Origin of the sequence: Streptomyces sp. NPDC051578 (genome assembly GCF_044454045.1) — a bacterium.
Lineage (GTDB): Bacteria > Actinomycetota > Actinomycetes > Streptomycetales > Streptomycetaceae > Streptomyces.
In genome coordinates this window covers 527343-540003 of record NZ_JBITDH010000001.1, presented here as the reverse complement: position 1 = coordinate 540003, position 12661 = coordinate 527343, and the positions used below count along the sequence as shown (strand labels likewise).

The window sequence follows — 12661 nt, the reverse complement described above, 5'->3', positions numbered from 1 at the left end:
GCCCCGCGCAAGCGGCGTCATCGGGAGCGGCGGCGCGACTGCCAGACGGCGGCCGCCGCGAGGGCGGCTACCGCCGCGACACCCGCGAGCAGGCCCGCGGAAGGACCGCCGTCACCGCCGGGGGCGGCCTTCGGCTCCTTGACCGCGCCCTCGGCGAGCGGCTCCCCGCAGCCCTGTTCGGGGTAGCCGGAGATCGCGCACAGCAGCGCCGCGCTGTTGTAGCGCAGCGGCTTCGCCACCGAAGCGAGCGCCTCGGCGGTCGTGGCGTCCGGGGCCACCTGCGCGCAGGCGGTGCGGGGTCCGGCCTGCGGCGGCGTCTCGCCCGAGGGCGAGTCCTGAGGGAGCCCGAAGTCGATGACCAGGGCCACCCGCTTCTTGCCGTCCACCGCCGGGGTGCCCGCGCAGACGGCCGCGAAGTCGGCGTCGACCCGCGGCCGGGACGCCTGGTCGCCGGCGTCCTTGCTCACCGCGAAGCGGAAACCCTCGACGGTGCCGTCCGCGGGGCGGGCCGCCGTCCCCTGGGTGGCGTACGCCCAGGGGCCCTTCGCGCCGCCGTCCCAGAACGACCAGTAGCGGTAGCTCGACGCCAGCGCCGGTGACGCCGCGAGCAGGGTGAGGAGGACGCCGAGGGCGACGGCGAAAGCGGGCAGCCTGCGCATCAGACCTGGTTCTTCTTCCGGCGGCCGCTCAGCAGGAAGCCGATGCCGACGCCGGCCGCGGCGCCCGCGCCGATGATCCAGCCGAGGTTGCCGGAGCCGTCCTCGTCCTTGTCCTTGTCCTTGGCCGGCATGGCGCCCGTCGCCGGCGTCTGCGGGGCCGGACCCGTCGCGTTCAGCGCCGCGACCAGGTCGGTACCGCCGAAGGCCCGCGGGTCGGTGCCGGTCGCGTGCGCGGTGAGGACCAGGGTGCCCAGGGCCGCCGGGTTCCCCTTGGCCCACTGCGCCGAGTTGGCCTTGAGCCACTCCAGTGCGCCCGCCGCCGACTGCTTGTGGCCGGCCGCCGCCAGGGCGATGACGGCGTCGGCGGTGTTGCCGGTGTCGGGGGTGGGCTGGTCGGCGCCCGGGGTGGCGGCCGTCAGGTGGCCGTCCTTCTTGAGGGCTTCGGCCAGGTACCCGGCCGCGCCCTGGGCGGCGGCCGCCGGGTCGGGTGCGCCCGCCGGGCAGGCCGGGGCGGTCGCGGGAGAGTCCGCGGCGGCCGGGGCGACGACCGCGCCCTGACCGAGACCGGCCAGGGTCGCGGCGGCCGTCGCGTCGGCGTTGGCGGGGAGCTTGCCGTCGGCCGGCTGGTACCCGAAGGCACCCCGGTCGGAGGCCGGTTCGGCGTCGCAGCCCAGCCGGAAGGCGAGCAGGCCGTCGTACGCGGACTTCCCCGCCTTCGACGTGACGTCGGCCGGCTTCTCGCCCGCCACGGCCAGCGCGCTGATGACGACGGAGGTGGAGCTCGCCTCGCTCGGCGAGCCCGGGACGTACGCCCAGCCGCCGTCCTCGTTCTGGACGGACTTGAGCCAGTCCACACCCTTCTTGACCTGCGCGTCGTGGCCGCCGAGAGCCTTGAGGGCCTGCACGGCGACCGCGGTGGCGTTCGTGTCGAGCGGCGTCGCCGGGTCGCACGCCTTCGTCGCGTCCGCGCGGAAGGAGGCGAAGCCGCCGTCGGCGCACTGCTGGCCGCTGAGCCAGGCGACGGCCTGCGGGGCGGGCCGCAGGCCGACCGTGTGCTGGGCGAGCAGGGCGAACGACTGGCGCCAGACACCGTCGTAGGTGGGGTCGGCCTGGCCGAACAGGCCGGAGGGGATCACCGGCGCCGGGGAGGGGGAGGGAGCGGCGAGGGCGGCGGGGGCTGCGCCCAGGCAGAGCACGGCGGAGGCGGCGAGCGCGGCTGCGCTGCGACGGACGTTCATGGCGGGGCGGGTGCCTCTCGTGCTGGGGGAGCGGGGGCAGGCACACGCGGGTACCGGGCTCCGGCTCCGTATTCCTCGACGGTGCCGGCCGCCGGGGGCCCCGGCGGCACGAGCCGCGCACTCCCGGCGGGGCATCCCGGCTCCCCGCCCCGGGCAGTGCCGGGATGCGGGTCACGGTTGCGGGTCAGCGCCGGATTCGCACCGGCTTGCCCCCGTACGGAAGTGTGGACGACGGCCTTACTGTACCGGCCCGGGCCGGGCCTCCCGGGGGCCGCCTGCCCGGGGCGCAGCTCGGGAGCACCCCTTACCCGGCGCGGGGGCACGGGGCGTCACACCGCCGGGTTCCGCGTCACGCCGCCCTGTCGTTGCGTCAGACCGCCGGGTTCCGCGTCACACCGCCCGGTACGTCACCGGGTCCGTGCCCGGCACCGCTTCCGCGCGGCCCTGCTTCACCAGCCGCCGCAGGTGCGCTTCCGCTTCGGAGACCGCGATGTTCCGCGAGCCGTACGGGATCTGCTCCCAGGGCCGGTTCCACTCCATCCGCTCGGCCAGCCCCCACGGGGTCAGCGGTTCGGCGAGCAGCTCCCAGAGCCCGGCCAGCCGCTCCTCGTGGTGCGCCAGCAGCTCCCGCACCCGGCCCGGGGCGTCGGTGAAGGGGTGCTGGTGGGCGGGGAGCACCTCCGCGGGGCGCAGGCGGCCCACGCGTTCGAGGGAGTCGAGGTAGTCCCCGAGCGGATCGGTGACCCGCTCGTCCTCCGGATCCTCGTAGAGCCCGATGTGCGGGGAGATCCCGGGCAGGAGGTGGTCCCCGGAGAAGAGGCGGCCGTTGCCGGGGAGGTTCGCCGGATGGGCCTCCTCCAGGTGGAGGCAGACGTGGCCCGGGGTGTGTCCGGGGGTCCAGATCGCACGCAGCGCCCGCCCGGCGAGGGGCAGCAGCTCGCCGGGGACGATCTCCCGGTCGGGCACGGCGGCCCGCAGCCCGGGCAGGGTCCGCATCCGGCCGCTCGCCCGGGCCGCCCGCAGCGGGGCGATGTGCTCCTCGGGGGCGCCGGCGGTGGCCAGCTTCCCGCTCATGTAGTCGAACCAGACGCCGGGTTCGGAGGACCGGGTGCGTACGACGACCTCGGTGTCGGCGGCGTGCATCGCGATCCACGCGCCCGACGCCTCACGGACCCGCCCCGACAGGCCGTGGTGGTCGGGGTGGTGGTGGGTGATGACCACGCCGTGGAGGCCGGCGACGGGGATGCCGAGCGCGGCGAGCCCGGCCACGAGGGTGTCCCAGGACTCGGGGTCGTCCCAGCCGGTGTCGATCAGTACGGGCCCGCGGTCGGTGTCGAGGACATGGACGAGCGTGTGCCCGAGCGGGTTGTCGGGGATGGGGACCTTGATGCTCCACACGCCTCCGCCGTGGTCGGTGACCTGGGGTGGGGCGAGGGGTGTCATACGGACTCCAAGGAAACGAGAACGCGTTGCACTGGTCGCCCCAGTCCACCATCCGGGGACGGCTTCTGACTAGCCGTCGGATTCCGTCCCGGCTGTTGCGTTCGCGCCGTGGACTCCTGGAACTAGAACTGGTATCAGTTCTGGGACGCCCAGCCCGCTGGTAGCCGCAGGAGGCCTTGCCATGACCGAGCTCGTGGAACACGGACAGCTGTTCATCGGCGGGCAGTGGACGGATCCGCTGGGCGACGCCACCATCTCCGTCGTCTCACCCCATACCGAGCAGGTCATCGGCAGCGTCCCGCACGCCGGCGAGGCGGACGTGGACCGCGCGGTCGCAGCCGCGCGCAAGGCCTTCGACGAAGGGCCCTGGCCCCGGATGACCCTGGAGGAGCGCACAGCCGTCGTCTCCCGGATCAAGGACGCCATCGCCGTCCGGCACGAGGAGATCGCGCGCTCGATCAGCTCCCAGAACGGGTCCCCGTACTCATGGAGCGTCCTCGCCCAGGCGCTGGGCCCGATGATGGTCTACGACGCCGCGATCACCGTCGCGCGCGACTACCCGTACGAGGAGCACCGCCAGGGCGCGCTCGGGCCGATCCTGGTGCGCCGCGAGCCGGTGGGGGTCGTCGCCGCCGTCATCCCGTGGAACGTCCCGCAGTTCGTGGCCGCGGCCAAGCTCGCGCCCGCGCTGCTCACCGGCTCGACGGTGATCCTCAAGCCCTCGCCGGAGTCCCCGCTCGACTCCTACATCCTGGCCGACATCGCAGGGGAGGCCGGCCTGCCGGAGGGCGTGCTGTCGATCCTGCCCGCCGACCGGGAGGCCAGCGAGTACCTGGTCGGCCACCCCGGCGTCGACAAGGTCGCCTTCACCGGGTCGGTGGCCGCCGGCAGGCGCGTCATGGAGGTCGCCGCGCGCAACCTGACCCGGGTCACCCTCGAACTCGGCGGCAAGTCCGCCGCCGTGATCCTGCCCGACGCCGACCTGGAGTCGGCCGTCGCCGGGATCGTCCCGGCCGCCTGGATGAACAACGGGCAGGCCTGCGTGGCCCAGACCCGGATCCTCGCACCGCGCAGCCGCTACGGGGAAGTGGCCGAGGCCCTCGCCGCCGCCGCGGGAGCGCTGGTCGTCGGAGACCCGCTGGACCCGGCGACGCAGCTCGGACCGCTGGTGGCGAAGCGGCAGCAGCAGCGCTCGCTGGACTACATCCGCATCGGCCAGGAGGAAGGCGCCAAGATCCTCACCGGCGGCGGCCGCCCGGCGGGCCTGGAGCGGGGCTGGTACGTCGAACCCACCCTCTTCGGGGACGTCGACAACTCGATGCGGATCGCCCAGGAGGAGATCTTCGGGCCGGTGGTGTGCCTGATCCCCTACGGGGACGAGGCCGAGGCGGTACGGATCGCCAACGACTCGGAGTTCGGACTCAGCGGCAGCGTCTGGACCGGCGACGTGGAACACGGCCTGGACTTCGCCCGCACCGTCCGCACCGGCACCTTCAACGTGAACACCTTCAGCCTGGACGTGCTGGGGCCCTTCGGCGGCTACAAGAACAGCGGCGTGGGGCGGGAGTTCGGGCCCGAGGGGCTGAGCGAGTACCTGGAGCAGAAGATGATCCACCTTCCGGCGGGGTACCAGGCCCCGGGGACCGGTGCGTGATGGGCGACCGCTGGCAGGTGGAGGTCGACCGCGGGGTGTGCATCGGCTCGGGCATGTGCGTGAACCACGCCCCGGCGGGCTTCGCCCTGGACTCGGCACGCCAGTCCCACCCCCGCGAGCCGGAAACCGACGCGAACGAGCCGCTCCTGACGGCGGCCGAGGGCTGCCCGGTGGAGGCCATCACGATCACGCTGCTGGCGACGGGCGAGGCGGTGTTCCCGCCGGAGGAGTAGGGGGGGGCGGGGGCGGGGTGCCGGCGGGGTGCCGCTTGGTCCGCTGGGCGGGGTTCGTGGGCGGCGTGCCGGGGGACCGCGCGCCGCCCACCGGCAGCCCGCCCCTACGGCGCGTTCAAGCCCTTTCCGGCGCCGTCAGGTCGATCAGGCGGCAGACCGTTTCGATGTCGATCTTGACCTGGGCGATCGAGGCGCGGCCCGAGAGCCAGGTGATCAGCGCCGAGTGCCAGGTGTGCTCGATCACCCTGACCGCCGAGAGCTGTTCCGCCGTCGGCGCGGACTCCAGGCCCATCGCGTCCAGGATGATCGCCGTCGTCAGCCGCGAGACCGTGTCGACCTCCGGGCTCACGCTGCGGTCGGCGAACGTCAGCGCCCGGACCATCGCGTCCGCCAGGTGCGGCTCCCGCTGCAGGGCCCGGAACGCGCGCATGAGGGTCTCCGCGACGCGGGCCGCCGGGTCCTGTGCCGCCGGGGGTCGTTTGCGCAGCGTCGTGTGCATGTGCTGGAGCTGGTCCTGCATGGTGGCGACCAGCAGGTGGACCTTGGAGGGGAAGTACCGGTACAGGGTGCCCAGCGCCACGCCCGCCGCCTCCGCGACCTCGCGCATCTGGACCGCGTCGAACCCGCCCCGGCCGGCCAGCTGCGCGCTGGCGTGCAGGATCCGTCGTCGGCGCGCCTCCTGGCGCTCCGTCAAGGGCGGGGACGCCGGTGTGGTCACGGCCTTCGCTTCCACTGTCATCTGTCCTGTTCCAAGGCGTTCCGTGTCGTTGGCGGGGCTGCTCGCGCCGGGTGCGCCCGTCAGCATGTCAGCCGCCGGAGCCGTGGCGTGAATCACCTGCTCCGCCTCTTACGGTGTGGTTTCCGGCCGGTAGATTCAATGCTCTTCGACGGATCAAGTCTGAAACTTGTTCTACATTATGCGAGCGGTTACGCTCCGGCGAAAGTGCAGGGAGAAGGGGGCCGAGAGTGACCGCAGAGGCCATGGTGACGAGCCCTTTCGCGGCTTCCGTCGCCGACGGCGACCGCCCGTTGCGCATCGCACTCCTCACCTACAAGGGGAACCCGTTCTGCGGTGGCCAGGGCGTCTACGTCCGGCACCTTTCGCGCGAGCTCGTACGGCTGGGCCATTCGGTGGAAGTGATCGGCGCGCAGCCCTACCCGGTGCTCGACACCGGCGCCACCCTCACCGAGCTGCCGAGCCTGGACCTCTACCGCAGCCCCGACCCGTTCCGCACCCCGGGGCGCGACGAGTACCGGGACTGGATCGACGCACTTGAGGTCGCCACGATGTGGACCGGCGGCTTCCCCGAGCCCCTGACGTTCTCCCTGCGGGCCCGCCGCCATCTCGCCGCGCGCGTCGGGGACTTCGACGTCATCCACGACAACCAGACCCTCGGCTACGGCCTGTTGGGCGAGCTGGGCGCTCCCCTGGTCACCACGATCCACCACCCCATCACCGTCGACCGGAAGCTGGACCTGGCCGCCGCCAAGGACCGCAAGAAGCGCCTCTCCGTCCGCCGCTGGTACGCCTTCACCCGCATGCAGGGCCGCGTGGCCCGCCGCCTGCCGTCGGTGCTGACCGTCTCCGGCTCCTCCCGGCAGGAGATCGCCGAACACCTCGGCGTGCGCGACGAACGCATCCACGTCGTCCACATCGGCGCCGACACCGACCTGTGGTCGCCCGACGCCTCGGTGGCGGAGGTGCCCGGGCGGATCGTGACGACCTCCAGCGCCGACGTGCCGCTCAAGGGGCTCGTCCACCTCGTCGAGGCCCTCGCCAAACTGCGCACCGAACGCCCCGACGCCCACCTGGTCGTCGTCGGCAAACGCGCCGAGAAGGGGCCGGTCGCCCGCGCGATCGAGACGTACGGGCTCCAGGACGCCGTGCGCTTCGTCAAGGGCATCACCGACGCCGAGCTCGTGGACCTGGTGCGCAGCGCGCAGGTCGCCTGCGTGCCGTCCCTCTACGAGGGCTTCTCGCTGCCGGCCGCCGAGGCCATGGCCACCGGTACGCCGCTGGTCGCCACCACCGGCGGGGCGATCCCCGAGGTCGCCGGCCCCGACGGGGAGACCTGTCTGGCCGTGCCCCCCGGCGACGCGGGCGCCCTGGCCGCCGCGCTGGGCCGGCTGCTGGGTGACGACGGGCTGCGCGCCCGTCTCGGCGCCGCCGGTCGCGAGAGAGTCCTGGCCCGGTTCACCTGGGCGAAGGCCGCCGAGGGCACCGTGGTCCACTACCGGGCCGCCATCGAGCAGGCCCGTACCCGCCGCGCGCGCTGACACCGTTTCGAACCACCACCCCCGTACACCCCCGCGACCCGCGAAGGCAGGACCCCGTGCTGACCGTCGATTTCTCCCGGTTCCCGCTCGCCGCAGGCGACCGCGTGCTCGACCTGGGCTGCGGCGCAGGCCGGCACGCCTTCGAGTGCTACCGGCGCGGCGCCCAGGTGGTCGCCGTGGACCGCAACGGCGAGGAGATCCGCGAAGTCGCCAAGTGGTTCGCCGCCATGAAGGAGGCCGGTGAGGCGCCCGCGGGCGCGACCGCGACCGCCATGGAGGGCGACGCGCTGGCCCTGCCCTTCCCCGACGAGTCCTTCGACGTCGTCATCATCTCCGAGGTGATGGAGCACATCCCCGACGACAAGGGCGTCCTCGCCGAGATGGTGCGCGTGCTCAAGCCCGGCGGCCGCATCGCGGTCACGGTGCCGCGCTACGGCCCCGAGAAGATCTGCTGGGCGCTCTCCGACGCCTACCACGAGGTCGAAGGCGGCCACATCCGCATCTACAAGGCGGACGAGCTGCTCGGGAAGATGGAGGCCGCGGGCCTCAAGCCGTACGGCACGCACCACGCGCACGGCCTGCACTCCCCGTACTGGTGGCTCAAGTGCGCGTTCGGCGTCGACAACGACAAGGCGCTGCCGGTGAAGGCGTACCACAAGCTCCTGGTCTGGGACATCATGAAGAAGCCGCTGGCGACGCGGCTCGCCGAGCAGGCCCTCAACCCGGTCATCGGCAAGAGCTTCGTGGCGTACGCCACCAAGCCGCACCTCCCCCTCGGCGCGGCGCAGTGAGCACTCCCGGGCGCACCGAACACCTCGTGCTGGACGGCGTGCTGACCGCCGAGCAGGCGGCGGGCACGGTGGCGGGGATCCTCGCGGCGCAGCGCGCCGACGGGGCGATCCCGTGGTTCCGCGGCCACCACCTGGACCCGTGGGACCACACCGAGGCCGCGATGGCGCTGGACGCGGCGGGGGAGCACCAGGCCGCGGAGCGGGCGTACGAGTGGCTGGCGCGGCACCAGAACGAGGACGGCTCCTGGTACGCGGCCTACGCCGACCGGCCGGACGGGGTGGACACCGCCGAACCGCAGGACGCGAGCCGGGAGACCAACTTCGTCGCGTACATAGCGGTCGGGGTCTGGCACCACTACCTCGCCACGGGCGACGACCCGTTCCTGGACCGCATGTGGCCGGCGGTGTACGCGGCCGTGGAGTTCGTACTGGCGCTGCAGCAGCCGGGCGGCGAGATCGGCTGGAAGCGGGAGGCGGACGGCACGCCCGTCGGCGACGCGCTGCTGACCGGGTCCTCCTCCATCCACCACGCGCTGCGGTGCGCGCTGGCGATCGCCGACCACCGCGGGGACCCGCAGCCGGACTGGGAGCTGGCGGCGGGCGCGCTGGGGCACGCGATACGGCGGCACCCGGAGCGGTTCCTGGACAAGTCGCAGTACTCGATGGACTGGTACTACCCGGTGCTGGGCGGCGCCGTCACCGGCGCCGAGGCGAGGGCGCGCATCGAGGAGCGGTGGGACGAGTTCGTGGTCCCGGGGCTGGGCGTGCGGTGCGTGCTGCCGAACCCGTGGGTGACGGGCGGGGAGTCCTGCGAGCTGGCGCTCGCGCTGTGGGCGATCGGGGAGTCGGACCGGGCGCTGGAGGTCCTGCGTTCGATCGGGCACCTGCGCGCCGAGAACGGCATGTACTGGACCGGCTACGTGTTCCAGGACCAGGCGGTCTGGCCGGTCGAGCAGACGACCTGGACGGCGGGCTCGCTGCTGCTGGCCGTGGCCGCGCTCGGCGGGGACGAGGCGACGGGCGAGGTCTTCGGCGGCCTCTCGCTGCCCGCCGGTCTCGAACCGGACTGCTGCGGCCGCGAACAGGACCAGACCCCGGCCGGGTAAGGACCGTACTGCGGCTCCGCCCCTGAGCGCCGGGATTCCTATACTTCGGTGCATGCAGTCCATGACGATCAGGCGTGCCCTCGCCCGGGACGCGGAGCGCCTCACGGCATTGGTCCAGGAGTCCGGGGCCTACTCGGGTGCGTACGCCTCGATCATCTCCGGCTACCGGGTCACGGCCGACTACATCGCCCGGCACGAGGTCTTCGTGGCCGTGGGCCCGGACGGGCGGGTGCTCGGCTTCTACGCCCTCGTCCTGGACCCGCCGGAGCTGGACCTGGCGTTCGTGGCGGACGACGCCCAGGGCGCGGGCGTCGGACGGCTCCTGGTGCGGCACATGACGGGACGTGCCGGGGACGCCGGTCTGCCCGGCGTGAAGGTGGTGGCGCATCCCCCGGCGGAGGAGTTCTACCGGCGCCTGGGGGCGCGGCGGGTGGGCGTGGTGGCGCCGACGCCGCCGAGGATCGGCTGGGAGCGCCCGCAGCTGTGGTTCGACACGGGCGCCGGAACGCCGGCGGCCGCCCCTTCGGACGTGGCGGCGGCCGGGGAGGTGCCTCGGGGTCAGCGGCGGTAGAGCCAGCCCGAGACGAGGTGACCGATGAAGAGGTAGACCACCGCCGCCAGGCCGTACCCGACCACCACCTGGACCCACTCGCGGTCGAAGGTGAACAGGTCGTACGACCAGCCGGCGAGCCAGGTCGCGGCGTCGTGGACGAAGTCGACCAACGCGTTCCCCCGGTTGGCGTCCAGCAGGTAGAGCAGGATCCACAGGCCGATCACGAAAGCCAGCACGTCGGCCAGGACGGCGACGGCCCGGCCCAGGCCGCTACCACGGGCAGGTGCTCTGGTGTATGTCCGCATGTCCCGCGTCTTGCCGCCGCAGGGCGGAACAAACCCCGAACGGGTCCCCCAAGTAGCGGAGTCACGCGGCCCGGGCGAGGCTGCGGAGGACACCTCAGTCCCCCGGAGGCAACCGTGTCCCACCCCGTCACTTCCGTCCGAATCCGCCGCGCCCTGACGGCGGCCCTGCTGTCCTGCGCGCTCCTGGCCGGTGCGACCGCCTGTGGCTCCGGCGGTGGCTCCGGAACGGTCACCACGAGCCAGAACGACGACGTCTCGGTCGCCGTGGCCGCCTTCGCCGAAGCCGAGGGGGCGGCCGCCGAGGCCGATGCCCGGGCCGCCGCCGCGGAGCCGACGCCGAGCACCTCCGCCGAGCGGCAGAAGTTCGCCAAGACCCGCTTCGTCGCCAACGCCGGTCTCGCGGCCGGGGCGACCTACCAGTGGATCATCAAGCCGTACAAGGCGGGCACGTTCAAGAAGGGCGCCAAGGGCCGCACGTTCGCGCTCGTCAAGGCAGGCCTGGCCGGCGCCTTCGCCTACAACCGGCTCAAGGCGGCCGTCAACAACGCGAAGGGCGACCCGCTGCTGTCGAAGGCGGTGGCCCCCCTCACCTCGGGCATCGAATCCCTCAAGGGCCTCGGTTCCAAGCTCCGCAAGGGCGACGCGAACGACGCCGACGTCACCAACTTCCAGAACGTGATCGGCGGCGTCAAGGACGCGGGCCAGAGCGCCGGTGCCCCCGTCAAGGACCAGGTCCCGAGCCTGTCCCAGCTGCGCGGCTAGGCAGGCGGGCCGGGGAACAGCCCCGGCCCGCCCCGGCGTCGCACTGTCACACCCCCCTCGTACAGTCGCAAGGGTGAACCGAGACGACGCCCAACACCCGACGGACGCAGCGGAACTGCTCCGGGACGTACACGCCCGGCTGCTCCCCGTGGACGCGTTCACCGCCGAGCTCGCCGGGGCCATGCGCTACGCGCGCGTGGTCGCCGACGGGCTCGTCCTCGCGTACGCCGTGGACGGCCCCACCAGCGTGCGGATCCTCACCGACCACGACGTGGCGCGCGTCGGGCTCCAGGAGCTGCGGCGGGCCGGGTACGCCAACCTGATGCGCGTACCCGTCGAGTACGCGCACGTGCCCGGACGGGACGGGGCGCGGCTGCACTCCGTGTACGGCGACTCCCATTTCGTCGCCGCCAAGGCGCTGGTCCTGTCCGAAGTGGCCCGGCAGGTCACCGGTGAGCCGCTCCCGGAGGCCGGCGCCCTCGTGGTCGTGCCCGGCCGGCACAACCTGGTGTACCACCCGATCGGCGACGGATCGGTGGTCGATGCGCTCAACACCCTCGCCGACTACGCGTGGGGCGCCCACGCCGACGGGCCGGGCGGGCTGTCGCCGCGGGTCTACTGGTGGCACGAGGGCGGACTCACCTCGCTCACCGTCATCGACGAGGACACCCGCACCGTCTCCCTCCAGCCGCCGCCGCGCCTGCTGGGCCTGATGAAGGGCCTGGTCCGGCTGGACCGCGCCGGGCGGCTCGCCACCACCGCCACGGCCGACGCCCCCGACGTCGATCGGCTCACGCAGAGCACCGCCGAGTCGGTGGGCCGTCTCGCCGAGGACCCGGCAGGGCTCGGCGACGCCTTCGGCTCCGCCCTCGCGCTCGCCCACGCCCACTGCGCCGACGACCCCGACGCGGCGTGCCTCGACACGTGGGAGGCCTGGGCCACCGCCGTACAGCTCGGCTCCGCGCTGTTCGCCGGAGCCCAGCCGCAGGAGTGCCGGCTCGGCGAGGACCTCGTCAGGCAGCTGCCCGAGACGCCCGCGGAGCCGCCCGCGGACGTCCGCGCCTGGCTCGACGCCCTGTACCTCGCGCTCGTGTGCCGCCAGCACGAGCGGATCGGCCGGCTGTGCCAGGTGCCGATGGCGAGGCTGCGCGAGGACGACTCGGTGGACGAGTACGTCCTGCACTGGGCGGACACCCTGCGGACGTACTTCTCCCGGGGGGCCATGGACGACGTCGTGGAGAAGCTCCTCACCACGATGAAGACGTCCATGCCCGAAGCCCTGACGCACGCGCCCAAGGACTTCGTCAACCGGGTCGACTACCAGCCGGTCGCCCTCTTCCACCGCCTCGTCACGGACGACCCGGAGGCCTTCGCCGAGGCGCTGGCCGAGGCCCTCGCGGAACACCGCGGCTACTGGGGCGGGTCGGGGGCGCCGCGCGCCCGGCTGGCGCTGGGACCGCTGGCGATGGCGTGCCTCGCGCACGACCGGGGGTTCCCGGTCGACCCGAAGCAGCCGTACCTGCCCGCCTACCTGCTGGGCCGGGAACGGATAGAAACCATCCCCGACGCCGGCGTCCCCGCCTAGCCGGGCCGTGCTCGACCGGGGAGCCGGTCGTGGGGGCCCGGTTCGGGTGGGAGGT

At 73.5% G+C, this 12661-nt stretch carries 13 protein-coding genes and 1 riboswitch; of the genes, 8 read left to right on the top strand and 5 right to left on the bottom strand.

The features are described from left to right. Positions 1-17: 17 nt before the first annotated feature. The 3 genes from ACIA6C_RS02455 to ACIA6C_RS02445 form a co-directional block, all read right to left on the bottom strand. Entirely contained in the window at positions 18-659 is a 642-nt protein-coding gene (locus ACIA6C_RS02455; RefSeq protein WP_399272353.1) for an SCO2322 family protein, read from the bottom strand. Beyond that, positions 659-1897 (bottom strand): prenyltransferase/squalene oxidase repeat-containing protein, encoded by a 1239-nt coding sequence (locus ACIA6C_RS02450; protein WP_399272351.1) that lies wholly within the window; start codon positions 1895-1897, stop codon positions 659-661. The genes ACIA6C_RS02455 and ACIA6C_RS02450 overlap by 1 nt, the downstream gene beginning before the upstream one ends. 129 nt (positions 1898-2026) lie before the next feature. Further along, positions 2027-2109: riboswitch (cobalamin riboswitch) on the bottom strand. 178 nt (positions 2110-2287) lie between these two features. Continuing rightward, the gene (locus ACIA6C_RS02445) at positions 2288-3340 is read right to left on the bottom strand and encodes an MBL fold metallo-hydrolase (RefSeq protein ID WP_399272349.1); all 1053 of its coding nucleotides are present in this window, start codon (positions 3338-3340) and stop codon (positions 2288-2290) included. A 181-nt stretch (positions 3341-3521) separates the two neighbouring features. Between ACIA6C_RS02445 and ACIA6C_RS02440 the strand changes: the two genes are divergently transcribed. Together ACIA6C_RS02440 and ACIA6C_RS02435 are read left to right on the top strand one after the other, a co-directional pair. Then, positions 3522-4994: an aldehyde dehydrogenase gene (locus ACIA6C_RS02440; RefSeq protein ID WP_399272347.1), complete on the top strand. Its 1473-nt coding sequence runs from the start codon at positions 3522-3524 to the stop codon at positions 4992-4994. Next, the gene (locus ACIA6C_RS02435) at positions 4994-5227 is read left to right on the top strand and encodes a ferredoxin (protein ID WP_399274434.1); all 234 of its coding nucleotides are present in this window, start codon (positions 4994-4996) and stop codon (positions 5225-5227) included. Before ACIA6C_RS02440 ends, ACIA6C_RS02435 begins: the two co-directional genes overlap by 1 nt. Positions 5228-5342: 115 nt before the next feature. Here ACIA6C_RS02435 and ACIA6C_RS02430 read toward each other — a convergent pair whose 3' ends face one another. Continuing rightward, positions 5343-5966 (bottom strand): TetR family transcriptional regulator, encoded by a 624-nt coding sequence (locus tag ACIA6C_RS02430; protein ID WP_361136413.1) that lies wholly within the window; start codon positions 5964-5966, stop codon positions 5343-5345. Positions 5967-6193: 227 nt separating this feature from the next. Here ACIA6C_RS02430 and ACIA6C_RS02425 point away from each other — a divergent pair, with 227 nt between their 5' ends. The 4 genes from ACIA6C_RS02425 to ACIA6C_RS02410 are packed head-to-tail and all read left to right on the top strand — an operon-like array spanning position 6194 to position 9972. After that, positions 6194-7504, top strand: coding sequence for a glycosyltransferase family 4 protein (locus ACIA6C_RS02425; protein ID WP_399272345.1), 1311 nt, complete (start codon positions 6194-6196; stop codon positions 7502-7504). A 56-nt stretch (positions 7505-7560) separates the two neighbouring features. Further along, on the top strand, positions 7561-8295 hold the full coding sequence (locus tag ACIA6C_RS02420) for a class I SAM-dependent methyltransferase (RefSeq protein ID WP_329194879.1): 735 nt from the start codon (positions 7561-7563) through the stop codon (positions 8293-8295). Further along, positions 8292-9401: a prenyltransferase/squalene oxidase repeat-containing protein gene (locus ACIA6C_RS02415; RefSeq protein WP_399272343.1), complete on the top strand. Its 1110-nt coding sequence runs from the start codon at positions 8292-8294 to the stop codon at positions 9399-9401. The genes ACIA6C_RS02420 and ACIA6C_RS02415 overlap by 4 nt, the downstream gene beginning before the upstream one ends. 52 nt (positions 9402-9453) lie before the next feature. After that, positions 9454-9972 carry a GNAT family N-acetyltransferase gene (locus ACIA6C_RS02410; RefSeq protein WP_399272341.1) on the top strand — a complete coding sequence of 173 codons (519 nt, stop codon included), beginning with the start codon at positions 9454-9456 and terminating at the stop codon, positions 9970-9972. On the opposite strand, the gene ACIA6C_RS02405 is transcribed toward ACIA6C_RS02410, so the two are convergent. Next, the gene (locus ACIA6C_RS02405) at positions 9960-10259 is read right to left on the bottom strand and encodes a hypothetical protein (RefSeq protein WP_190182298.1); all 300 of its coding nucleotides are present in this window, start codon (positions 10257-10259) and stop codon (positions 9960-9962) included. The genes ACIA6C_RS02410 and ACIA6C_RS02405 overlap by 13 nt on opposite strands. Positions 10260-10373: 114 nt before the next feature. Here ACIA6C_RS02405 and ACIA6C_RS02400 point away from each other — a divergent pair, with 114 nt between their 5' ends. Next, on the top strand, positions 10374-11021 hold the full coding sequence (locus ACIA6C_RS02400; RefSeq protein ID WP_399272339.1) for a hypothetical protein: 648 nt from the start codon (positions 10374-10376) through the stop codon (positions 11019-11021). Between the two features lie 73 nt (positions 11022-11094). Beyond that, positions 11095-12606 (top strand): immunity 49 family protein, encoded by a 1512-nt coding sequence (locus ACIA6C_RS02395; protein WP_399272337.1) that lies wholly within the window; start codon positions 11095-11097, stop codon positions 12604-12606. The last annotated feature ends 55 nt before the right edge of the window (positions 12607-12661 follow it).